Annotated in this window: 20 protein-coding genes and 2 pseudogenes; 8 read left to right on the top strand and 14 right to left on the bottom strand. The window is 67.8% G+C overall.

What is annotated here, in order from left to right:
• Positions 1 to 33 precede the first annotated feature (33 nt).
• A complete protein-coding gene (locus Q7P21_RS01370; RefSeq protein ID WP_304175388.1) occupies positions 34 to 903 on the top strand; it encodes an alpha/beta hydrolase in 870 nt (289 codons plus the stop codon).
• Here Q7P21_RS01370 and Q7P21_RS01365 read toward each other — a convergent pair.
• Positions 900 to 2,024, bottom strand: coding sequence for a response regulator (locus Q7P21_RS01365; RefSeq protein ID WP_304170103.1), 1,125 nt, complete (start codon positions 2,022 to 2,024; stop codon positions 900 to 902). The two genes, Q7P21_RS01370 and Q7P21_RS01365, sit on opposite strands and share 4 nt — an antisense overlap.
• 314 nt (positions 2,025 to 2,338) lie before the next feature.
• Here Q7P21_RS01365 and alkB point away from each other — a divergent pair, with 314 nt between their 5' ends.
• Positions 2,339 to 2,995, top strand: a complete 657-nt coding sequence (gene alkB, locus Q7P21_RS01360; protein ID WP_304175385.1) for a DNA oxidative demethylase AlkB — start codon at positions 2,339 to 2,341, stop codon at positions 2,993 to 2,995.
• 269 nt (positions 2,996 to 3,264) lie between these two features.
• On the opposite strand, the gene Q7P21_RS01355 is transcribed toward alkB, so the two are convergent.
• Both Q7P21_RS01355 and Q7P21_RS01350 read right to left on the bottom strand, forming a co-directional pair.
• Complete coding sequence (locus Q7P21_RS01355; protein WP_304175383.1) at positions 3,265 to 3,675, bottom strand: hypothetical protein; 411 nt, start codon at positions 3,673 to 3,675, stop codon at positions 3,265 to 3,267.
• A gap of 213 nt (positions 3,676 to 3,888) precedes the next feature.
• The gene (locus Q7P21_RS01350; RefSeq protein WP_304167698.1) at positions 3,889 to 4,053 is read right to left on the bottom strand and encodes a hypothetical protein; all 165 of its coding nucleotides are present in this window, start codon (positions 4,051 to 4,053) and stop codon (positions 3,889 to 3,891) included.
• Between the two features lie 101 nt (positions 4,054 to 4,154).
• On the opposite strand from Q7P21_RS01350, the gene Q7P21_RS01345 reads away from it, so the two are divergent.
• Positions 4,155 to 4,553 carry a hypothetical protein gene (locus Q7P21_RS01345; protein ID WP_304175381.1) on the top strand — a complete coding sequence of 133 codons (399 nt, stop codon included), beginning with the start codon at positions 4,155 to 4,157 and terminating at the stop codon, positions 4,551 to 4,553.
• 24 nt (positions 4,554 to 4,577) lie between these two features.
• On the opposite strand, the gene Q7P21_RS01340 is transcribed toward Q7P21_RS01345, so the two are convergent.
• From Q7P21_RS01340 to Q7P21_RS01330, 3 genes and pseudogenes are all read right to left on the bottom strand, one after another.
• Entirely contained in the window at positions 4,578 to 4,883 is a 306-nt protein-coding gene (locus Q7P21_RS01340) for a glycine zipper 2TM domain-containing protein (protein ID WP_304167704.1), read from the bottom strand.
• A gap of 79 nt (positions 4,884 to 4,962) precedes the next feature.
• On the bottom strand, positions 4,963 to 5,370 hold the full coding sequence (locus Q7P21_RS01335) for a hypothetical protein (protein ID WP_304167708.1): 408 nt from the start codon (positions 5,368 to 5,370) through the stop codon (positions 4,963 to 4,965).
• A 152-nt stretch (positions 5,371 to 5,522) separates the two neighbouring features.
• Positions 5,523 to 7,406 (bottom strand): annotated as a pseudogene (locus tag Q7P21_RS01330) (ABC-F family ATP-binding cassette domain-containing protein).
• 148 nt (positions 7,407 to 7,554) lie between these two features.
• Here Q7P21_RS01330 and ndk point away from each other — a divergent pair.
• From ndk to Q7P21_RS01315, 3 genes are all read left to right on the top strand, one after another.
• A complete protein-coding gene (gene ndk / locus Q7P21_RS01325; protein ID WP_304167715.1) occupies positions 7,555 to 7,974 on the top strand; it encodes a nucleoside-diphosphate kinase in 420 nt (139 codons plus the stop codon).
• 121 nt (positions 7,975 to 8,095) lie between these two features.
• On the top strand, positions 8,096 to 9,319 hold the full coding sequence (locus Q7P21_RS01320; RefSeq protein ID WP_304167717.1) for a CoA transferase: 1,224 nt from the start codon (positions 8,096 to 8,098) through the stop codon (positions 9,317 to 9,319).
• A 62-nt stretch (positions 9,320 to 9,381) separates the two neighbouring features.
• Entirely contained in the window at positions 9,382 to 10,062 is a 681-nt protein-coding gene (locus Q7P21_RS01315) for a glutathione S-transferase family protein (protein ID WP_304175379.1), read from the top strand.
• On the opposite strand, the gene purM is transcribed toward Q7P21_RS01315, so the two are convergent.
• A complete protein-coding gene (gene purM / locus Q7P21_RS01310; protein WP_304167724.1) occupies positions 10,041 to 11,069 on the bottom strand; it encodes a phosphoribosylformylglycinamidine cyclo-ligase in 1,029 nt (342 codons plus the stop codon). The two genes, Q7P21_RS01315 and purM, sit on opposite strands and share 22 nt — an antisense overlap.
• A gap of 71 nt (positions 11,070 to 11,140) precedes the next feature.
• Between purM and rnd the strand changes: the two genes are divergently transcribed.
• Together rnd and Q7P21_RS01300 are read left to right on the top strand one after the other, a co-directional pair.
• Entirely contained in the window at positions 11,141 to 12,319 is a 1,179-nt protein-coding gene (rnd, locus tag Q7P21_RS01305; RefSeq protein ID WP_304167727.1) for a ribonuclease D, read from the top strand.
• Positions 12,320 to 12,323: 4 nt separating this feature from the next.
• On the top strand, positions 12,324 to 12,719 hold the full coding sequence (locus tag Q7P21_RS01300) for a YccF domain-containing protein (RefSeq protein WP_304167730.1): 396 nt from the start codon (positions 12,324 to 12,326) through the stop codon (positions 12,717 to 12,719).
• A 76-nt stretch (positions 12,720 to 12,795) separates the two neighbouring features.
• Here the strand turns inward: Q7P21_RS01300 and Q7P21_RS01295 are convergent, their stop codons facing one another.
• From Q7P21_RS01295 to Q7P21_RS01265, 7 genes and pseudogenes are all read right to left on the bottom strand, one after another.
• Positions 12,796 to 13,782, bottom strand: coding sequence for an NAD(P)-dependent oxidoreductase (locus tag Q7P21_RS01295; RefSeq protein WP_304167732.1), 987 nt, complete (start codon positions 13,780 to 13,782; stop codon positions 12,796 to 12,798).
• Between the two features lie 25 nt (positions 13,783 to 13,807).
• Positions 13,808 to 15,295 (bottom strand): Ppx/GppA phosphatase family protein, encoded by a 1,488-nt coding sequence (locus tag Q7P21_RS01290; RefSeq protein WP_304175377.1) that lies wholly within the window; start codon positions 15,293 to 15,295, stop codon positions 13,808 to 13,810.
• Positions 15,273 to 17,477: an RNA degradosome polyphosphate kinase gene (locus tag Q7P21_RS01285; protein ID WP_304167738.1), complete on the bottom strand. Its 2,205-nt coding sequence runs from the start codon at positions 17,475 to 17,477 to the stop codon at positions 15,273 to 15,275. The genes Q7P21_RS01290 and Q7P21_RS01285 overlap by 23 nt, the downstream gene beginning before the upstream one ends.
• 79 nt (positions 17,478 to 17,556) lie before the next feature.
• The gene (locus tag Q7P21_RS01280; RefSeq protein ID WP_304167742.1) at positions 17,557 to 18,231 is read right to left on the bottom strand and encodes a DnaA/Hda family protein; all 675 of its coding nucleotides are present in this window, start codon (positions 18,229 to 18,231) and stop codon (positions 17,557 to 17,559) included.
• A 37-nt stretch (positions 18,232 to 18,268) separates the two neighbouring features.
• Positions 18,269 to 19,121 (bottom strand): annotated as a pseudogene (locus Q7P21_RS01275) (arginyltransferase).
• 185 nt (positions 19,122 to 19,306) lie between these two features.
• On the bottom strand, positions 19,307 to 20,212 hold the full coding sequence (locus Q7P21_RS01270) for a flagellar motor protein MotB (RefSeq protein ID WP_304167745.1): 906 nt from the start codon (positions 20,210 to 20,212) through the stop codon (positions 19,307 to 19,309).
• Positions 20,213 to 20,296: 84 nt separating this feature from the next.
• Positions 20,297 to 20,626 carry a hypothetical protein gene (locus Q7P21_RS01265; protein ID WP_304167746.1) on the bottom strand — a complete coding sequence of 110 codons (330 nt, stop codon included), beginning with the start codon at positions 20,624 to 20,626 and terminating at the stop codon, positions 20,297 to 20,299.
• Positions 20,627 to 20,653: the final 27 nt, after the last annotated feature.

Raw genomic sequence — 20,653 nt, 5'->3', positions numbered from 1 at the left:
AAGCAACCTCGCCGCCCTCAGGAGGAACCGCCGATGCAGACCCTCGACCTCTGGCCCGATGGCCCACCCGATCCGCTCGCCGATGTTGGTGTTGAGATCAGCTTCCGCCAGCCCTCTGGCCCCGGCCCGGTCACAGAGTGGCTGCGCAATGTCAGCCGCGCCACCCTGACGGTGTTCGCCGCCGATCCGGCCCGCGCCAACGGAGCCGCCGTCATCATCGCCCCCGGCGGCGGCTGGCGGGTGTTGGCCTGGGAGCATGAGGGCCTGGACATGGCCCGCTGGTTCGCGGCCCGGGGCGTGACCGCCTTCCTGCTCAAATACCGGGTCATGGGCACGCCCCAGGACCCTGAGGCCTTCGACGACCGCAACAAGCTCAGCCAGTCGCGTGAGGCCGAACTCGCCAAGATCACCGGCAAGACGGCGCCCCGCGCCATGTCCGACCTGCTCTCGGACGACCGCTACCTCGCCGCCCGCGCCGCCGCCGCCACCGACGGTCGCCGCGCCCTGGCCCTGGTCCGGGACCAGGCGGACGCGTTCGGGATCGACCCTGCCCGGGTCGGACTGGCCGGCTTCTCGGCGGGCGCCTTCCTGGCTGTCGACGTGACCCTCAACCCCGACGGACCACCCCCGGCCTTCCTGGTGGCCATCTATGGCGGCGAGACCCAAGGCGCCACCGTGCCCGCCGACGCCCCGCCGCTGTTCGCCTGCATCGCGCAGGACGACCGCATGCTGTTCCGGGTGGTGGAGGGTCTCTATGCCGACTGGTCCGACGCCGATCGCCCGGCCGAGTTCCACGTCTTCCAGAAGGGCCGCCACGGCTTTGGCATGGTCGCCCAGAACCGCCCCGTCGACCGCTGGGCGGAATTGCTGGACGCCTGGCTCGTGGACCTGAAGCTGATCTAGTGCTGGCGGTTGGCCTGGGTGAGGGCGGCCACCGCCGCCTCCAGGGCCGCCAGGTCATAGGGCTTCCTCAACATCGGGAAGTCGGAGAGATATTGCAGCCGGTCGCTATAGCCCGTGGTCAGCAGGATCGACATGTTGGGATAGCGCTCGCGCACCCGCTTACCCAAGGCCACGCCGCTCAGGCCGCCCGGCATCATGATGTCACAGAACAGCAGGTCGAAATCCTCGGTCTGGGCCAGGCGATCCAAGGCCTGCTGGGCGCTGTGCGCCACCTCGGCGTCGCAGCCCAGGGCCCCGAGCAGTTCGTGGGCCAGGCCCGCCACCACGGGATCATCATCGACGACCAGCACATGCGGCCCCGCGCGCGGCCGGACCATCGGCTGAGGCCTCTCACCGCCCTGAGACGCCGCCTCGGCCGAAGCCGGCGTCGGCGGCGCGACATTGGCCTCCGCGCCCTCGCGCCCGGCCTGGAGCGGATCGCGCCCCAGGGCCTTGAGCGCTGCGTTCAGATCTTCCGCCCGCTGGGCGACCGCGATGATCTGGTCGAACAGCAGGGTCAGCCGCTCCGGCGCCTCCAGGCTGCGCAGCCCTAGCTCCGCGCCCGCCAGGATCGCCGTGAACAGGTTGTTGTAGTCATGGGCCAGCATGGCGGTCCGCTCGCGCAGCGCATGGGCCTGCTGGGCCAGGAACTGCTGCTCGCGGGTGGCCCTTTGCCGGGTCTCCGCCTCGCGTCGAGCGCCGATGTCGCGGGTCAGTTTGACGAAGCCGATCCTTTGCCCGGCCCCGTCCAGCACCACGTCGAGGGTCATACTGGCCCAGAACCGCGAACCGTCCTTGCGCACCCGCCAGCCCTCGGCCTCATAATGGCCCTCCCGGCGCGCGATCCGCAGCGCCTCGGCCGGCAGGCCGGTCTTGCGATCCTCGGGCGTATAGAACCGGCCGAAGTGCTCGCCCAGGATCTCGGCCTCGGCATATTGCTTGATCCGCTCGGCGCCAGCGTTCCAGCTGATCACCACCCCGGCTTCGTCCAGCATGCAGATGGCGTGATCGGCGACCGAACGCACCAACCGCTCGAAGCCTGGAGTGTCCAGCCGCCGCCAGGGTTGTGGAGCGTCATCCATGGGCAAGGGTCAGCCGGGCGCGCCGCTCGGGTCGAGCCATGCAATGAGGGGGGTACGCCACGCGATCACCTCCCGAGTGGTCCGGAGCGGCGCGCCTTGCAGGGCGCTCACGGCCCAGAGAATCAGTCTGACGATTGACTATAGGTCCACCGCCGGAAGTTGGCCCTGCGTCATTTACGCGCCCAGGTTAAGTTGCACGGGCTGCGGCGGACCCGTTCAGCGGGCGCTGTGATCGGTGGGATGGCGTGCTCGAATCCCTGATCCCCCGCAAAGATCGGGGTGCGCCGGCCTTGGCGCCGGGCCATGATGGCGCCATGCCCTCCGAGCTCTTTCCCCTGGACGCGCCACAGACCCCAGGGGCCCGTGAGACCCTGGGCGCCCAGGCCGTGGTCCTGCGGGGCCGCGCCGCCCACCATGCCCCCGACCTCATCGCCGCCATCGCCGAGATCGACGCCAGGGCGCCCTTCCGTCACATGGCCACGCCCAGCGGCAAACAGATGTCGGTGGCCATGACCAATTGCGGCGCGCGGGGCTGGACGACCGACCGTCGGGGCTATCGCTACGACCCCACGGATCCCCTGACCGGCCGCACCTGGCCCGCCATGCCCGACCTGTTCCAGACCCTGGCCCGGGAGGCGGCCGTCGGGGCCGGCTTCCCCGACTTCCAACCCGACGCCTGCCTGATCAACCGCTACATCCCCGGCGCCCGCATGGCCCTGCACCAGGACAAGGACGAAATCGACTTCACCCAGCCGATCGTCTCGGTCTCCCTGGGCCTCCCCGCCATCTTCCTCTGGGGCGGCCAGGCCCGAGCCGACCGGCCCCGCCGCCTCCCCCTGCTGCACGGAGACGTCGTGGTCTGGGGCGGCGCCGATCGCCTGGTCTTCCATGGCGTGCATGCGCTGGGGGAGGGGGAGCATCCGCTGACCGGAGCGGTGCGGTATAACCTGACGTTTCGGCGGGCGCTGTGATCGATCGGACCCGCCGACGCATAGAGATGAAGCGCACGAGCCGTCTAATGGCTATCGCCGATCGCGAACAGGCCCAGTGCTCGGTCGAGGACTTCGCCATCCTCAAATGGAATCCGATGTCCGGCACCCTGACCAAACACACCAGCCGGGTCGGTTAGGTCGGCCCCCCCGCGCCCGAGAGACGCCTAGTGCATCAATGACGAAAGGTAATTTCGGAGCGAAGTCACGAGCGTCTGGGCGCTATGAGATCACTGGTGGTCTCTGCCTCCCTACCGCTTCGGCAGTCCGTCCACCGCCTTTAGGATCAAGTCGCCGCATTGCGGAGGCGTCGCGCGGATGAACACCAGCTCCGCGGAAGGCCGGCGTCCGACCACGACGCACCAGAAGGCCATGCTGCCCGTGCTCATCTCAGCCAGATCTTCCTCTTTGAGGTCTAGCGTGGTCGATGCGGAAGGCTCGCCCTGAACATTGCCGGTGAGGACGTGAGGCCCGGCCTTGATTGGACGCATGGCGCCAACGAGATGCGCCATGGAGGGCGAAGGCGTTCCGGCGTCCATCGCCATCTGGAATGGAAGTCCGGTGGCGTTGACCACATAGAGCAGGGTTTGAGGCGCATCGGCAGCATTCGCGCTTCGAGTTGCGAGCCAAAGGATTGCCGCAGCGACTACAACTGTACGCATCAGTCGATCCTTCTATGGGGTACGCAACCTTAGGCACCAGACGCGCTGGTGTAATGTGCCGTACGCTTGGATCGCTTGATCAGCGCGGACCTGTTCGCGATGTTTGTGAAGTTGGTGATCAAAAATCACCGCCGACCTAGCCAATTGCCCCCTTCATCCTCGGGACGCTCCCGCGGGTGACGGTTCTGGGGGAAACTTGCGAGATCGCGCCCCCTATTGCGCGGGCGGCGCCACGGCTGCGACGACGCCGGCCAGGCCGGGCACATCCGACAACACCAGGGGTTCGACGGGATTGGTCTGCGCGGCCGCCAGACCGGCGCCGCCGGCGGCGATGACCAGGGCGAGGGCCAGGGCCCGCTGCGTCTTGGACAAATTCATGGGCGGCGCTCCGCTCGTGTCGGTTTTATGAAGGATAGCGAGGAACGGCGGGAAGGAAAGGCGTGGATGCGCTGGCCCGCCCCAATTTAGGGAAAAGCATCATGACCGATCAGTCGACATCCCCCCATCAGGCCGCAATCGACGGGGCCATGGCCTGCCTCGACGCCTTCATGACCGCCTTCAACGCTCGCGACGTGCCAGCCTGGGAGAAGACCTTCAATTTCCCCAGCATCCGCTTGGCCTCTGGGACCTTGGCGCTCATAGAGCCGGGCTATCACAAGCCCGATATGTTCGACCGGGGCGCGCTGAGCGAGTGGGACCATTCGGCCTGGGAGCGCCGGGCGGTGATCCATGCCGGTCCCGACAAGGTGCATTTCGACACCCGCTTCAGCCGCTATCGCGCCGATGGCAGCGTGATCGGCGGCTTTGATTCGATCTATGTGGTGACGTTGGAGGCCGGCCACTGGGGCGTGAAAGCCCGGTCCAGCTACGCGCCCTAGGCGCGGGGCCGGCCCCCTTCAGCCTCAACGATATTCGTAGTGGCAGTTGCGCTTGGCGTGCTGCTTGGCGATCTGGTGGCCGGCGAGGCCGCCGACGCCGGCCCCGATCAGGGTGCCGCCGGTCTTGCCGCCGCCGCTTGAGACCGCGTTACCGACCAGGGCGCCGCCGATGGCGCCGACGATCGTGCCGGTATTGCCGGCGTGACGCGGGTTCTCGCAGACCCAGACGCGATGGGTCACATGGCGATGGTGGGTGCGGGCCTCGGCCGGCAGGGCGGTCGCGGCGGTGGCGAGGATCAGAAGGGCGGCGGTGAAGGACTTGGCGCGCATGGTGTGGCTCCGGATGTGAATGTCAGGCCGACATAACCCGCAAGCTTCACCGAGGTTCCGTTCCGTCGGCGCGCCGAGATCAGTGACCGCCGGACAGGGCGATCTTCAGGCCCTTCTTGGCCAGCACGCCCTTGGCGTTGGGGGTGCCGGTGACCCGGTAGCCGAAATTGCCGCTGCCGCCGCCATTGTCGATGACGTCGAAGGTCACGGCCCCGGACTTGGCGACGCTGACCAGCTTGCCCATGATGAAGCCGCCATTGTTGGGCCGGTCGAATTCAATCCAGCCCTGGGCGTTGGGCGCCGCGATCTGGGCGACTGGGCGGCAGCCATTGATCTGGATGGCTTCCGAGGCGGGGTCGACCTCCCAGCCCACGCCCTCGAAACAGGCCGGATCGATCACCGGCTTGGCCGGCGCCGCCTGGGCGGCAGACGCGGCGGCGGTCATCAGCAAAGCCAGGACGGCGGCGGCGCGGATACGGAAGGACATGGGGCGTTTCCTCATCTTGTCCAGCCACCAGAAGCCCCGACCCGCCCAGCGTCAACGCCAAGACGCCCCGTTTCGGTGCGAAGGGGGCAGCGAGCAGGGGGAGGCGACGCATGCGGGCCGCTGAACAGGCGCCCGGCGCAACCCGGCGTGTTTTAGGCGTCGCCCTTGACCGCCTCATAGGCCTCGACCGCCGCCAGCCACTCCGCCTCGGCGGCGTCCAGCTTGGCCTGGGCCTCGGTCCGCTGCTTGCCGAGATAGGCGGCCTTGCCAGGGTTCTGGGTGAACACCGCCGGATCGGTGAGCGCCTTGTCCAGTTGGGCGACCGCGTCCGTGGCGCGCGCCAGCGCCGCCTCGGCCTGCTCGGCCCGCCGCCGCGCCGTACCCGTCGGAACCTTAGGCTTTTGAATCGAAGGTTTGGAGGGCGACGGCGGAGCTTCCTCGCGGACCTGGCTTGGCCCCTTGGCGGCCTGGCGGGCCTTCTCGATCACGAGCTTCGCATAGTCGTCCATGTCGCCATCAAACGGCGCGATCGACCCATCGGCGGCCAGCCACAAGCGGTCGGCGACCAGCTCCATCAAGGATCGGTCGTGGGTGATCAGGATCACGGCCCCGGCATATTCGTTGAGCGCGTCGAGCAGGGCCCGGCGCGAGTCGATGTCCAGGTGGTTGGTCGGCTCGTCGAGGATCAGCAGGTGCGGGGCCTCCATGGCCACCAGGTTCAGCAGCAGGCGTGCGCGCTCGCCGCCGGACAGGTTGGCGACCGTCGTCTCGACCTTGTGCGCGCCCAGGCCGAACTGGGCGAGCCGGGAACGACGCGCGGCCTCGCTGGCCTCGGGCATGGCGCGCCGGATGATCTCCAGGGGAGTGTCCTTAGGATCGAGCGCCTCGATCTGGTGCTGGTGGAACCAGCCCACCTTCATCCGGCGGTCGCGATGCAGTTCGCCGCTCTGGGCCTCGAGCGCCCCGGCGATCAGCTTGGCGAAGGTCTACTTGCCGGCCCCGTTGACGCCCAGAAGTCCAATACGGTCATCGAGATCGAGCCGCAGGTTCATGTGCTTCAGGATCGGCTTGGCGTTGTCATAGCCGGTCGACACGCCCTCCAGCCGGATCAGCGGCGGGGCCAGGGGCCGGGCCGGCGAGGGCAGGGTGAAGGGGGCCACATGCTCGGCCGCGACCGTCGAGACCGGCGGCAGCTTGGCCAGCATCTTCAGGCGCGACTGCGCCTGTGTGGCCTTGGAGGCGGTGGCGCGGAAGCGGTCGACGAAAGACTGCAGGTGCGCGCGCTGGGCGTCGACCTTGGCGCGGTTGGCCTCCTGCAGCCGGGCGCGCTCGGCCCGCTGGTTCTCGAAACTGTTGTAGCCGCCCGTATAGAGGTCGAGCTTGCCATCGTGCAGATGCAGGATGTGGTCGCAGGAATTGTTCAGGATTTCGCGGTCGTGGCTGATGATCACCGCAGTGTTCGGATACTTCTTGAGGCGCGCCTCCAGCCACAGGGCGCCTTCCAGGTCGAGATAGTTGGTCGGCTCATCGAGCAGCAGCAGGTCCGGCTCGGCGAACAGGGCGGCGGCCAGGGCCACGCGCATCCGCCAGCCGCCGGAGAACTCCGCCATGGGCCGGCTCAGGTCGCCATGGGAAAAGCCCAGGCCGGACAGGATCTCGGCCGCGCGGCTGGGCGCCCGGTCAGAGCCGATATCGGCCAGGCGGGCATAGATCTCGCCCAGATGCTCCGGATCGGCGGTCTCCAGCTGCTCCATCAGGCTGTGCCGTTCGAGGTCGGCCTCCAGCACGGTGTCCAGCAGGGTGACCGGCGTGGCCGGATGCTCCTGGTCGACGGAGGAGACCCGCGCCGTGCGCGGATAGCCGACCTCTCCATCTCCCGCGTGAAGCTGTCCGAGGATCAGCTTGAACAGGGTGGATTTTCCCACGCCATTGCGGCCGACGAGCCCCACCTTGGCGCCCACGGGAAGGCTGACGGTCGCGTGGTCGAAGAACCGGCGTCCCCAGGAGTCGAAGGTGAGATCGTGAATCTGAAGCATGCGGCCGCCGCCTTTAGCAGAGCGCGATTGCTGCGTCGCGGTAGGAATGGCCGGACGTGAGCTTGGCGTTGTCACACGGTGCGGCTATAAGCCCGCACCCTTTGGCGGGATCGCCCGCCGAACCCCTCAAGAAAAAGCTCGCAAGACCATGACCGAACGCACTTTCTCGATCATCAAGCCGGACGCCACCAAGCGCAACCTGACCGGCGCGATCAACGCCGTGATCGAAGGCGCGGGCCTGCGTATCGTCGCCCAGCGTCGCATCCAGATGACGGAAGACCAGGCGAAGAAGTTCTACGAAGTCCACGCCGCCCGCCCGTTCTACGGCGAACTGGTCGAGACCATGACCTCGGCCCCGGTCGTCGTTCAGGTGCTGGAAGGCGACAACGCCATGGCCAAGTACCGCGAAGTGATGGGCGCCACGAACCCGGAACAGGCCGCTGAAGGCACGATCCGCAAGCTGTTCGCCCTCAACGTCGGCGAGAACTCGGTCCACGGTTCGGACAGCCTCGACAACGCCAAGCTCGAAATCGCCCAGTTCTTCACCGACGCCGACATCGTCGGCTGATCCGGTTCGCCCCTTCCCGCCGCGCGGGGAGGGGCTATTCCGTCCTTGTGACGTAGGGGACAGCGTTCCCATCCCGCCCGACCTGCGCTAGCTCAACATCAGCAGCGACAAAGGGCGAAGCATGTACGACCTCCTCAAAGGCCTCCGCGTGGTCGAGGGCGCGGCTTTCGTCGCCGGCCCGACCTGCGGCCTCTACCTGGCCCAGATGGGCGCCGAGGTCATTCGCTTCGACAACATCGGCGGCGGCCCCGATTTCAAGCGCTGGCCGCTCAGCCCGGAAGGCAAGAGCCTCTACTGGGAGGGGTTGAACAAGGCCAAGAAGTCGGTGGCTATCGATCTGTCGAGTTCCGCCGGACGGGAACTGGCCCAGCGACTGGCGGCCGCGCCCGGCGAGGACGGCGGTCTGTTCGTGACCAATTTCCCGGTCGACGGCTTCCTGTCCTACGAGAAGCTCAGCGCGATCCGATCGGACCTGATCTGCGTGCGGGTCATGGGCTGGGCCGATGGCGCCCAGGGCATGGACTACACGATCAATTCGGCCCTGGGCCTGCCCCTGATGACCGGGCCGGTGGGCGATGAGCGGCCGGTGAACCACGTGCTGGCGGCCTGGGACCTGCTGACCGGGGCCTATTGCGCCTTCACCCTGGTCTCGGCCCTGCTGGCCAGGATGCGGGGCGGCGGCGGGCGCGAGATCCGCGCACCGCTGTCGGACATCGGGGCGGCGACCATGGCCAATCTGGGCTTCACGGCCGAGACCCTGCTGAGCGGCCATCAGCGGCCGCGCATGGGCAACGACATTTTCGGCGCCTTCGGCCGCGACTTCACCACCCGGGACGGGGTGAAGCTGATGCTGCTGGCGATCACCCCCAAGCAGTGGAGCAAGGCGCTGGAGACCCTGGGCATCGTGGCCGAGGTCGTGGCGATGGAGGGCGAGCTCGGGGTGTCGTTCGCCACGGACGAGGGCCTGAGGTTCACCCACCGGGCGCGGCTCTATCCGCTGTTCGAACGGGCCTTCGCGGCCCGCACCGCCGCTGAGCTCACCCCCGCCTTCGACGCAGGCGGCGTGACCTGGGGCGCCTACCAGACGCTGGAGGCGGCGTTGGAGGATCCCCGGCTCTTCAAGGCGAACCCGATGTTCCAGGATATCCGCCACCCCAGCGGCCTGACCTATCCGGCTCCCGGCGCCATGGCGACCATTCCACAGGACGTTCGCGGCGACGTCGCGCCCGCGCCGGCGCTGGGCCAGCACACGGACGAGGTGTTGGCCGAGGTGCTGAAGATGTCCGGCGGCGAGATCGCCCGTCTGCATGACGCCAAGGTGGTGGCTGGGCCGGACGGTCGCTGAGGGTTGGACCTCAGGCAGGTTCCTGATATGTTCCTTGGCGCCAAAAGCCAGGGAGTTCGCCCATGCGCCTCTATTCCGGTCCGCTCAGCATGTTCGGCGCCAAGGCCGAGATCGCCGCCCTGGAGAAGGGCCTGCCGGTCAGGGTGTTCATGGTTCCCTATGACCCGAACACCGGATACGAGCCCAAACATCCAGATGTCCTGAGGGTCAATCCGAAGCGCCAGGTCCCTGTCCTGATCGACGAGGGGCTGGAGATCTTCGATTCCACCCAGATCTTCGAATATTTCGAGCACCTGAAGCCTGACCCGGCCCTGTGGCCTGCATCGCCGAAGGCGCGAGCCGAGGCGCGGCTGATCGAGCACAAGGCTGACGAGGTCTATTTCCCGCACGTCGTCCGGCTGATGGGGCTCGAAGAGACGCCTGACGACCCGGCGGCGGTCGCGGCCCGTGCTGCGGCGGCGCGGTTCCATCTTGAGGTCGAGGGTCTGCTGGCCGGTCGCGAGTATTTGGCCGGGGCCTTCAGCTATGCCGACATCGGCGTCTACATGGCGACCCTGTTCGGGGAGCGGAAGGGCGCCGTCGCCGGCTCCGACACACCCCGTCTGCGGGCCTGGCGCGATCGAATGAGCGAACGCCCCGCCGTGCGCCAGGTGGCCGGCGCCATGGCCGCCTATCTGGTCTCGATCGGCCGTTCGATTCCGCCGTTCATGGCGGAGCTGCTTCAGCCCGCCTTGGCGAGTTGACCGCAGACAAAGGCGTCCTCGCCCGCGGCAAGCAACCCCTCCAGGACCTGCGGCGCGTCCTGGGGCGCAACGATCAGGATCAGGCCAATACCGCAGTTGAAGGTGCGGCGCAGCTCATGGTCGGACACCCCACCGACCTGCTGCATCCAGGCGAAGACCGGGGGCAGGGGCCAGGCATTCCAGTCGAACTGGGCCTCCAGGCCCTCGGCAATGGCGCGGGGCGGGTTCTCGATCAGGCCGCCACCGGTGATGTGGGCGCAGCCCTTGATCCGGCCGGCCTTGATCTGCGGCAGCACGGACTTGATGTAGATGCGGGTGGGGGCCATCAGCGCCTGAGCCAGGGTCTGGCCCTCGGCGAAGGGGGCCGGGGCGTCCCAGGCCAGGCCGGACCGCTCGACGATACGGCGGATCAGCGAATAGCCGTTGGAGTGCGGGCCCGAGGAGCTGAGGCCGATGATCAGGTCGCCCTGCGCCTGGTCGTCCAGCCGGGGCAGGACGGCGCCGCGCTCGACGGCGCCGACCGAAAAGCCGGCCAGGTCATAGTCGCCCTCGCGATACATGCCCGGCATTTCCGCTGTCTCGCCGCCCACCAGGGCGCAGCCGGCCAGGGTGCAGCCCTGGGCGATGCCGCCGACCACGCGGGCGGCCTCATCGACGTTGAGCTTGCCGGTGGCGAAATAGTCCAGGAACAGCAGCGGCTCGGCGCCTTGGGCCAGGAGGTCATTGACGCACATGCCCACGAGGTCGATGCCCACCGTGTCATGCTGGTTGGTCTCGATCGCGACCTTGAGCTTGGTGCCGACCCCGTCCGTGGTCGAAACCAGCAGGGGGTCTGCATAGCCGGCGGCCTTCAGATCGAACAGAGCGCCAAACCCGCCCAGCGCTGCATCGGCGCCGGGACGTCGCGTGGCCTTGGCCAGCGGCTTGATCTTTTCGATCAGGGCATTGCCCGCATCGATGTCGACGCCGGCCTGCGCATAGGTGAGCCCGTTCGGCAGATCGCTCATGGGATGGAAAACCTCAAGAAAATCGCTGCCGGGGTTGCAGACTCGGGTACGCGCGGGGCTATAGCTAATTGATGACGCCGATTACAACCACCGCCGAACTCGCGGCGTTCTGTGACAAGCTTAAGGGCCAGCCCTTCGTCGCAGTGGACACCGAGTTCATGCGCGAAACGACCTACTGGCCCAAGCTCTGCCTGATACAGGCTGCGGCCCCCAGCGCGGAAGCCGTGATCGATCCCCTTTCCGAGGAGATCGATCTCGAACCGTTCCTGGAAATCCTGCGCGATCCGAGCATCGAGAAGGTGTTCCACGCCGCGCGCCAGGACGTGGAGATCTTCAATAATCTCCGCGCCATGCCCGTGCCGCTGTTCGACACCCAGGTCGCCAGCATGGCGGCGGGCTATGGCGAGCAGATCGCCTATGACGCCCTGGTCCGACAGATGCTCAAGATCGAGTTGGACAAGTCCAGCCGGTTCACCGACTGGGCGCGCCGGCCGTTGACTGACGCCCAGCTGACCTATGCCCTGGCCGACGTGACCCACCTGGCCGCCCTGTTCCCGACGCTCAAAGCGCGGCTGGAAAAGGAAGGTCGCCTGGGCTGGGTCACCGACGAGATGAGCAATCTCTGCGATCCGGCCCACTATGATGTCGATCCGGAAAACGCCTGGCGTCGGCTCAAGCCCCGTCGGCATACCGCGAAATACCTCTCGGTCTATCGCGCCGTGGCGGCCTGGCGCGAGCGCACCGCCCAGCTGCGCGACCAGCCCCGTGGACGCATCCTCAAGGACGAGGCGATCGATGAGGTCGCCACCCAGGCGCCGACCGACGCCTCGCAACTGGATCGCCTGCGCTCGGTGCCCAAGGGCTTTTCCGGCTCGCGGTTTGGACCGGACCTGCTGGCCGCCGTGCGCGAGGCGCTCAAGGACCCCGAGGGCTATGCCCCGGTGATCGAGCGCAGCCGCGTGGCGCCGTCACCCGCCGCCGGCGCCGTGGTCGAACTGCTCAAGGTGCTGCTCAAGGCGCGCGCCGAGGATTCGGGCGTCGCCTCCAAGCTGATCGCAACGGTCTCGGATCTTGAACTGATCGCCAATGACGACAACGCCAAGACCCCGGCTCTGACCGGCTGGCGGCGCGAGGCGTTCGGCGAGGACGCCCTGAAGCTCAAGCGCGGCGAGCTGGCCCTGGTGCTGGACGGAACCCGCGTGCGGGTCGTCGAGGTCCGGCGGGCCCCACGCGCCAACGCGGCGGAGTAGACCCATGCGCCTGCTGCTCAACATCCTTTGGCTGATCTTCGGTGGCTGGATCTCGTTCCTGCTGTGGATGCTCTCGGGCGTGCTGCTGGCCATCACCGTGGTGGGCCTGCCCTGGGCGTTCTCGGCCTTCCGGATCGCCGGCTTCAGCGCCTGGCCTTTCGGCCGCCAGGTGGTCAGCCGCGCGGAGCTGTCGCACCGCGGCGACCTGGGAACCGGCGCCTTCGGATTCCTGCTGAACGTGGTGTGGTTCGTCCTGGGCGGCTGGTACCTGGCCCTGCATCACTTGGTGCTGGGCGTCGGCCTTTGCGTCAGCATCATCGGCATCCCCTTCGGGATCCAGCATTTCAAGCTGGCCCTGATCTCCCTGGCCCCGGTCGGCAAGGCCGTCGTCGAGATCTAGCCCGCAGCGCTCCACCGGGGACCCACAGCGGGTCCCCGGCTCATCCCCAGACTGTCCACAGGTTCGCCCACAGGGCTCAGAGCCCGACCTCGCTGGGGTGGGCTTCGTTGAGCAGGGGTTCGCCGTTCAGGAAGCGCTGCAGGTTGGCGACGAACAGGTCGTCGCCGCGCCCGGGCGTGCCCAGGCCCGAATTCGAAGTATGGGCCGTGACCCGCACCTTCGGATGCGACCAGATCCAGCTGTCCTGGGGCAGCGGCTCCACGGCGAAGACGTCGAGCACCGCACGGGCCGGCTGATCGCTGTCGAGGCCCGCCTTCAAGGCGTCCTCGTCCACCAGGCCGCCGCGTCCGATATTGATCAGAATGGCGCCGGGCTTCATGGCGGCGAAGAAGGCGGCGTTGGCCATGCCCCGGGTCTCGTCAGTCAGGGCGCAGGCCAGCACCACCACATCGGACTGGGGCAGGACATCGGGCAGGGCCGCCATGTCGGTGACCAGATCGGCCAGGTCATCGGTCCCGACCTGGCGACGCACCACGGTCAGATGGGCGCCGAAGGGCTTCACCCGCTGGGCGATCTCGCGGCCGATCGAGCCATAGCCCACCAGGGTCCACCGGCTCTGGCTGACCTCACGATAGGGGGTCGGCTTCCAGGCCTTTTCGGCCTGCAGGTCGCGGGCGCGGTCGATGGGCAGGATGAGGCTCAGCGCATGGCCGACCACATATTCCGCGATGGCCACCGCCTGGGCGTTGCTCTTCGAGATCCGCACGCCCTTGGCCATGATCGACTTGAAGATCGGCGCGTCGAGGCCGGCATTGAAGGTCTGCAGCCAGCAGGGCTTGGTTCCCTTGAGGATCGCTGCGATCAGGGCCGACATCTGGCCGCCGCCATAGGCGTCCAGCGTGGTCCAGACAATGTCGGGATCGACCGACTCGGCCGGATAGTCGGCGCCGTTGCGTTGATAGTCTGCCGGGCCCACGGCGGTGATGATGTCGAGGCCTGGGGCGAAGGCGGCGATGCGATCCTTCACCCGATCGAAGGCGGCGGCGGACAACAAGAGTTGCATGGGGATCTCCGGGACGCGCGAGGCCTCAGCCCAGCTGGAGTTTCAGTTTCAGGGCCTGGGCCAGGGTGGTCGCGCGCTTGGCGGTCTGTTCGCCGAGCAGCATGTCGGTCCAGTCCGGGTCGGTGGACAGGGTGAGGGTCTCGCCGACGATGTCCAGGGCCGAGCGTGGCAGCAGGGTCGGATTGCGGCCCGCAAGGTCACAGCCAAGGCGGATCGCCGCACCCAGGGCCCGGGCCCTTTGGCGCCGCTCCACGGTCAGCACGCGGGAGACCGTGGTCGGGTCAGGCGGATTGGGCGCCGAGGAATGACGCGAGAAGGCGACGGAGGCCAGGAAGGCCCGCTCGGCATGGCTCATGCCGGCGATCGGCGCGCGCAAGACCTGGTCAAAGGCGAGATCGGCGCGATGGTCCGGGTGCAGACGGGCGCCCAGATCGGCCAGCCGACAGGCGGCGGCGATCAGAACGGGATCGCGACGACCAAACATCGGCGGCAACCGCGAGAGGGACGGGCCGAGCCAGGCCTCCAGGGCAGGGCCCAGGTCGCTGACCAGGCCGCGTAGGGCGGTGAGCGACTCGCAGCCCTCGACCAGCGGATCACGCGCGCGGTCCTCAGGGCTCATGCCTTCCAGCAGCAGGCCCTCGCGGACCCCGAACGCGGAGATCACCACCCGCTCGACGCCCAGCCGTTCAATCAGGGCCTCCAGCACCACGGCGGCGTGGGGCAGGGTGTCGAAGCGCTTCTTGGACAGACCTTCGATGCGCTCGAGCGAGCCCTTGGACTGGCGGGCCACGAAGCGCGCCAGGTCGACAGCGTCGGCACGGCCGATCTCGTACTGGTGGGCCACATGCAGCGGATAGTCGGCCATAGCCATGTGCAGCAGGCCAAGATTGCGCCAGGCCCCGCCGACGGCATGGAATTCCGGCGCGGCGAAGCGCTCGGCCACGGGGCGCAGCACCTGGTCCACCCGGCGTCGCGTTCGGTCCACATCGAGCACGGCCGGGGCGCCCAGGGCGAAGGGACCCAGCGGCAGGGTGGCGCCGTCCGTGGCGTCCGGCAGGCGGATCAGCTCCAGGCTGGAGCCGCCGAGATCCCCCACCACGCCCTGGGCGTCAGGATGACCGGCCAGCACGCCGAGCGCCGCATAGCGGGCCTCTTCCTCGCCGGAGAGCACCCGGACCTTGAAGCCGGTCTCGTCGTGGATGCGGCGCAGGAAGTCCGGGCCGTCGGCGGCCTCGCGCGCCGCAGCGGTGGCGACTACGGAGAGATCCTCGGGCGGCCAGCCGTCCAGCACGGTGCGGAAGCGGCGCAGGGCCTTGAGCGCCGTGGCCACGCCTTCCGGGGACAGGCGGCCGGTGGCGGTCAGGTCGCGGCCGAGCCCGGCCAGGGCCTTTTCATTGAACACGGTCCAGATGGCCCGGCCTTCCAGCCGGTAGACCACGAGGCGGACCGAATTCGATCCGATGTCGATGACGGCGGCCTGCCGGCCCGGGCTACTGTCCGCGCGAGGCCACATGATCAATCGCGCGCGGCATGTCCTTCACCTTCTGCCCCCGGCCGGAGAGGCTCGGGTTGGTCATGAAGTACTCGTGCGCAGAGAAGGCGCCCGGGTGGTCCCATGATGGGTCCCGGGTATAGCGGCCGTCGGCGTCCAGCGTCCAGCTTTGCGCCTCATCCTTGAGGTTCGCGACCATGATCTGTTGCAGCACCTGCTGGTGGACGGTCGGATTCTCCACCGGGGTCAGGGCTTCGACCCGGCGATCGAGATTGCGCGGCATCCAGTCGGCCGAGGAGATGAACACCCGCGCCTCGGCGGAGGGCATGGCCGCGCCATTGGAGAAGGCGACGATTCGCGAATGTTCCAGGAACCGACCGACGATCGACTTCACCCGGATGTTCTCCGACAGGCCGACGACGCCCGGCCGCAGGCAGCAGATGCCGCGGATCACCAGGTCGATGGAGACCCCGGCCTGGCTGGCCGCATAGAGGGCGTCGATGACCACAGGATCGACCAGGGCGTTGAGCTTGGCCCAGATCGCGGCGGGCTTGCCGGCTCGGGCGTTGTCCGCCTCACGGCCGATCAACTCCAGCAGGTCGTGCTTCATGGTCTCCGGCGAGAAGGACAGCTTTTCCAGCCGGTCGGGCCGGGCATAGCCGGTGATGTAGTTGAACAGGCGCGCGGAATCGCGGCCGAGCGCCGGGTCGGTCGTGAACAGCGACAGGTCGGTATAGATGCGCGCCGTCACCGGGTGATAGTTGCCGGTGCCGAAGTGGCAGTAGGTGCGCAGCGCGTCGCCCTCCTTGCGCACCACCATCGAGAGCTTGGCGTGGGTCTTGTACTCCACGAAGCCGAAGACCACGTGGACCCCGGCTCGCTCCAGGTCGCGCGCCCATTTGAGATTGGCCTCCTCGTCGAACCGCGCCTTGATCTCGACCAGGGCCGTGACGTTCTTGCCGTTCTCCGCCGCCTCGATAAGGGCCGCGACGATCGGGCTGTTGGACGAGGTCCGGTAGAGGGTCTGCTTGATCGCCAGCACATTGGGGTCGCGGGCCGCCTGGCGCAGGAACTGGACCACCACGTCGAAGCTCTCGAAGGGGTGGTGGACCAGGATGTCCTTTTCCCGGATCGCGGCGAAGCAATCGCCGGCATGGTCGCGGATCCGCTCGGGGAAGCGGGGCTCGAAGGCCTTGAACTTCAGCTCCGGGCGGTCGGCGGGGATCAGCTGGTTCAATTCGTCGAGGCCGAGCAAGCCGTCGATCAGCACCACATCCTCGTCCTGGGCGTGGAGGTTTTCGCTGATGAAGACCCGCAGCTCCTTGGGCATGGCGGCCTCGATCTCGATGCGCACCACGGAGCCGAGACGGCGCTGCTTCAGCCGCATCTCGAACTCGCGAACCAGGTCCTCGGCCTCTTCCTCCATCTCCACGTCAGAATCGCGGATCAGCCGGAACACGCCGAGCGAATCGATCTCGCAGCCTGGGAACAGGCGGTCGAGGAACAGGGCGACCATGCCCTCAAGGGCCACGAACCGGCGCTCGGCCTTGCGGCGGCGGCCCGCCGGAGCGGGCAGTTCCCAGAATCTGGCGACCTGGGCCGGAATAGGGACCAGGGCGTAGAGCATCCGGCCATCCCCTGCGCGGCGCAGCTTGAGCACCAGGGAGAAGGCCAGGTTCGGGATGAACGGAAAGGGGTGGGCCGGATCGATGGCCAGCGGGGTCAGCACCGGAAACACCCGCGAAAGGAAGACCTCTTCCAGGGCCTGGCGCTCGGTCAGAGTGACCTGGTCGGGCGAGACGACCTGTAGGCCCTCGCCCGTCAGCTCGGCGGCGAGGTTGCGCCAGCGGGTCTGCTGATCCGCCATCAGGATCGCGGCCTCGGCGTTGACCCGCTCCAGCTGCTCGGCCGGCGTTAGGCCCTCCTGGCTCAGGGCGCGGACACCTTCGCGGACCTGGGCCTTCAAGCCGGCGACGCGGACCATGTAGAATTCATCGAGATTATTGGCGCAGATCGACAGGAAGCGCAGGCGCTCCAGCAGCGGGTGGCGCGGGTTCTTGCTCTCGTCCAGCACCCGTTCATTGAAGGCCAGCCAGGACAGTTCGCGGTTGAAGAAGCGCGAGGGCGAGCGCGCCAGCTCCGGATCAAGGATCAGGCTTGCGGCATCGGCCACCGGCGGGGCGAGGGGCGCGGCGAGGGTCATGGTCGGCTCTTCTTCACAGCGATCGTTCTGACATCCCGAGGTTCAACCGGTCTTGAACCCGACTGATGACAGCCGCAAGTCAGCCCTGAAAAAGGTCAAGATTCTCGGTATCGCCCTCAAGAATCTGCCGCGCCAGGGCGCGGGAAATGGGCCGCTGCTCGTCATCGGCGGCTTCGTCCAGCCGCTTGACGATCTCCTGGGCCGCCGGAATCGACCGCTCCATGCGCCGCAGCAGGTAGGGAAACACCTCCTTGGGCGGGCGGATGCTGCGGGCCTTGAAGAACTTCCGCAGCACGCCTTCGAGCACCACGTCGTCCGGTTCCTCGATCAGGGCTACGGGCAAGGCGTTGAGCCGCGAGCGCAGGTCCGGCAGCGTTGCGGGCCAGGCCACGGGCGCGGCCTTGGCGGTCAGCAGCAGGCTGCCGCCGGTATGGGCGGCCATGTTGATCAGGTGGAACAGCGCCTCGCCGTCCACGCCCTGATCCACGTCTTCCATCAGCACGGGACGCCCCGGAGCATGGGCGACGGCGGGCTGGAGCCGGTCGAGAATGATGGCGTCGGCCCGGGTCGCCCAGTCGCGAGCCAGGTGGGTCTTGCCCGCGCCTTCCGGCCCGATCAGGGCCAGGCATCCCCCGTGCCAGCCGGGCCAGGCGTCGAGCGCCACGAGCGCCTGCTGATTCGAAGGCCCGGTGACGAAGTCGCTGCGCGCATAGGACAGCGGTCGCCTGAGCTTCAGGCGCAGCTGGCGGGTCATGCGGGACGTCCGACGCGGCAGGTCACGGGGCAATTTATCAAGCTGGGACGGCCGGGTCGATGCAAGGCGCGCCGGCGCCTGGGGATGACCGGCGATCGACTGTTGATGGCGCGCGCTGGAGGCGGGCGTCAGCCCTCGGCGGACGTGCGATCGCGGGCCGCCATCAGGGTCCAGCCCTCCGGCCGCAGCAGCTCGATCGGCGAGAAGCGGACCTTGTAGTCCATCTTGTCAGACCCCCGGACCCAATAGCCGAGATAGACGTAAGGGATATCGGTCACCCCGGCCTGGATGACGTGATCCAGGATGACGAACGAACCCAGGCTGCGCCGGGTCATGGTGGGATCGTAGAAGCTGTACACCAGGGACAGGCCGTCGCTCATCATGTCGACCAGGGCGCAGGCCACGAGGTCGCCGGGCCCGCCGTCCTTGGACTTCAGCCGATATTCGATGATGTGGGTGCGGACCGCAGTGTCCTCGACCATGGCCACATAGTCTGGCCAGGCCATCTCGGCCATGCCGCCGTCGGCGTGACGGGTGAGGAGATAGCGGCGCAGCAGGTCGAACTGCTCCATGGTCGCCTCGGCCTCGACCAGGTGGCGCTCCAGGTCATCATTGCGCGCCAGGGCCTTCCGCTCGGAGCGGGAGAAGATGTAGTCGCGAGCTGGAATGCGGGCCGAAACACAGGCCGAACAGGCCTCGCAGGCCGGGCGGTAGGCGATATTCTGCGACCGACGGAACCCGACAAGGGTCAGGCTGTCATTGACGCTGGCCCCGTCGGACAGCGGCAGGTGAGCGAAGACCTTCCGCTCGTGTCGGTCAGGCAGATACGGACACGGCGAGGGCGCGGTCAGGAAGAACCTGAGTTGTCGCGTCGGAAAGTGCTGCGTCACGGACTTGCGATCACCTTGAAACCAGGTCGCCTGAACGGATTAGGCGTCATGGCGGGGCCGTGCGCAAGCCCACGGTTTGGGGACAGTCCCCAGGGCCGCGCGTCAAATCGCCCGACTTCGGCCGCGATCACAGGCTTGTGCTTGCTTAAACCGACCCAACAGCCTGGCAGGGGCGGGCGCACCGGCTAGAAGCCGTGATCTGGCGGAAGCACCGGCGCCTCACGAAGCAGCACGATCGCCATGCGACGATTGCCGGGCAGGGTGGGATCGTCGGGATAGAGCGGCTCGGAATTGGCCTTGCCAGACACCTGATAGACCCGGTCCGGCGCGACGCCGGCGGCCTGCAGCACCTTGCGCGAGGCGTCAGCCCGGGCGGCGGACAGGGCCCAGTCGCCGTCGGCCAGGGCCCCGTTCAGGCTGGCCGAGGTGTGGCCTGAGACCGTGATCCGGTTGGGCAGCTGGTTGATGATCTTGGCCACGGCGCGCAACAGCACCTTGGCGCGGGCGTTGGGCTGGGTCTGACCCTGGTCGAACAGCGAGCGGCCCTCCTGGTCGACCAGCTGGATGCGCAAGCCTTCCGGGGTCTGGTCGACGATGATGTTCTTCGACAGCTCGGCCAATTCCGGCATGTCCTGCAGCGCCTGGCGCAGCGACTGGGCGGCGGAGGCGAAGGAGGCCTCCTCACGCTTTTCCATCGCTTCGCGCATCGAGTCGGCGGAAGGCTGGGCGTCGGCCGTCGCCTTGGCGGCGTCCTTGCTGCGGCCGTCGTCCGGGGTCTTGGACTCAGGCGCCAATTCCTGGATCACTGAAGAGGACCCGGCGTGTTGGGATCCGTCCTCGCCCAGCGCCGTGCCGCCGAGGATGCCGCCCGAACCCGAGGTGGTTTCGGAGACACTGGCCGGGGCGAAATAGTTGGCGATGCCCTTCTTCTGTTCCGGGCTGGTGGTGTTGATCAGCCACATCAAGAGGAAGAAGGCCATCATCGCGGTCACGAAGTCCGCATAGGCGACCTTCCAGGCGCCGCCATGGTGGCCGCCCCCTACAACCTTCTTGACCTTCTTGATCATCACCGGCGCTTCGCCGACCGCCATGACTCACCCCAATACGCCTGATTGGCGCGAAGGTGGGCCGCCGCTCGTTAAGATGCGGTTTAGGTTACCGGGACGTCGCGAGGGTCAGATCACCTCGAACGCGAACATCGCCCCGATGATCCCCAGGGACACCAAGCCCAGGATGAACAAGGTGTCGGCGACCATCTCCAACCGGTGATGCAGGGTGGTCCGCTGGTCGGACCTCAGGGAGAGATAGGCGAACAGGGCGCTGAGCACGAAGGCGACGGCCGCCGCGCCAGCGTACTCGTCAACATGGCTTGGTCCCTTGTGAGCCTCCATGATCTTCACCAGCCCGATCAGGGTGGCGCAGGCGCCGATCATCGTCCCGCAATTATAGATGATCCGCTCCGGCAGCTGGCCGGTCGTGGGGCTGGTGGCGGCTTGCTCGGCCATGGGAGGTCCTTCCTACGGGCGGCCCCT

This window comes from Phenylobacterium aquaticum (assembly GCF_947378715.1).
Classification (GTDB): Bacteria; Pseudomonadota; Alphaproteobacteria; order Caulobacterales; family Caulobacteraceae; genus Phenylobacterium; species Phenylobacterium aquaticum_A.
The sequence above is the reverse complement of the archived record's forward strand: the minus strand, read 5'-3'. Positions and strand labels throughout refer to the sequence as shown.

What these genes read in the sequence shown, in the direction of transcription:
- Q7P21_RS01265 (WP_304167746.1), bottom strand. Translation starts at nt 20,626, where the DNA reads ATGGCCGAGCAAGCCGCCACCAGCCCCACGACCGGCCAGCTGCCGGAG.
- rnd (WP_304167727.1), top strand. Translation starts at nt 11,141, where the DNA reads ATGACGCCGATTACAACCACCGCCGAACTCGCGGCGTTCTGTGACAAG.
- Q7P21_RS01355 (WP_304175383.1), bottom strand. Translation starts at nt 3,675, where the DNA reads ATGCGTACAGTTGTAGTCGCTGCGGCAATCCTTTGGCTCGCAACTCGA.
- Q7P21_RS01350 (WP_304167698.1), bottom strand. Translation starts at nt 4,053, where the DNA reads ATGAATTTGTCCAAGACGCAGCGGGCCCTGGCCCTCGCCCTGGTCATC.
- Q7P21_RS01365 (WP_304170103.1), bottom strand. Translation starts at nt 2,024, where the DNA reads ATGGATGACGCTCCACAACCCTGGCGGCGGCTGGACACTCCAGGCTTC.
- Q7P21_RS01345 (WP_304175381.1), top strand. Translation starts at nt 4,155, where the DNA reads ATGACCGATCAGTCGACATCCCCCCATCAGGCCGCAATCGACGGGGCC.
- Q7P21_RS01270 (WP_304167745.1), bottom strand. Translation starts at nt 20,212, where the DNA reads ATGGCGGTCGGCGAAGCGCCGGTGATGATCAAGAAGGTCAAGAAGGTT.
- purM (WP_304167724.1), bottom strand. Translation starts at nt 11,069, where the DNA reads ATGAGCGATCTGCCGAACGGGCTCACCTATGCGCAGGCCGGCGTCGAC.
- Q7P21_RS01295 (WP_304167732.1), bottom strand. Translation starts at nt 13,782, where the DNA reads ATGCAACTCTTGTTGTCCGCCGCCGCCTTCGATCGGGTGAAGGATCGC.
- Q7P21_RS01290 (WP_304175377.1), bottom strand. Translation starts at nt 15,295, where the DNA reads ATGTGGCCTCGCGCGGACAGTAGCCCGGGCCGGCAGGCCGCCGTCATC.
- Q7P21_RS01335 (WP_304167708.1), bottom strand. Translation starts at nt 5,370, where the DNA reads ATGTCCTTCCGTATCCGCGCCGCCGCCGTCCTGGCTTTGCTGATGACC.
- Q7P21_RS01315 (WP_304175379.1), top strand. Translation starts at nt 9,382, where the DNA reads ATGCGCCTCTATTCCGGTCCGCTCAGCATGTTCGGCGCCAAGGCCGAG.
- Q7P21_RS01280 (WP_304167742.1), bottom strand. Translation starts at nt 18,231, where the DNA reads ATGACCCGCCAGCTGCGCCTGAAGCTCAGGCGACCGCTGTCCTATGCG.
- Q7P21_RS01300 (WP_304167730.1), top strand. Translation starts at nt 12,324, where the DNA reads ATGCGCCTGCTGCTCAACATCCTTTGGCTGATCTTCGGTGGCTGGATC.
- Q7P21_RS01285 (WP_304167738.1), bottom strand. Translation starts at nt 17,477, where the DNA reads ATGACCCTCGCCGCGCCCCTCGCCCCGCCGGTGGCCGATGCCGCAAGC.
- Q7P21_RS01340 (WP_304167704.1), bottom strand. Translation starts at nt 4,883, where the DNA reads ATGCGCGCCAAGTCCTTCACCGCCGCCCTTCTGATCCTCGCCACCGCC.
- Q7P21_RS01320 (WP_304167717.1), top strand. Translation starts at nt 8,096, where the DNA reads ATGTACGACCTCCTCAAAGGCCTCCGCGTGGTCGAGGGCGCGGCTTTC.
- ndk (WP_304167715.1), top strand. Translation starts at nt 7,555, where the DNA reads ATGACCGAACGCACTTTCTCGATCATCAAGCCGGACGCCACCAAGCGC.
- Q7P21_RS01370 (WP_304175388.1), top strand. Translation starts at nt 34, where the DNA reads ATGCAGACCCTCGACCTCTGGCCCGATGGCCCACCCGATCCGCTCGCC.
- alkB (WP_304175385.1), top strand. Translation starts at nt 2,339, where the DNA reads ATGCCCTCCGAGCTCTTTCCCCTGGACGCGCCACAGACCCCAGGGGCC.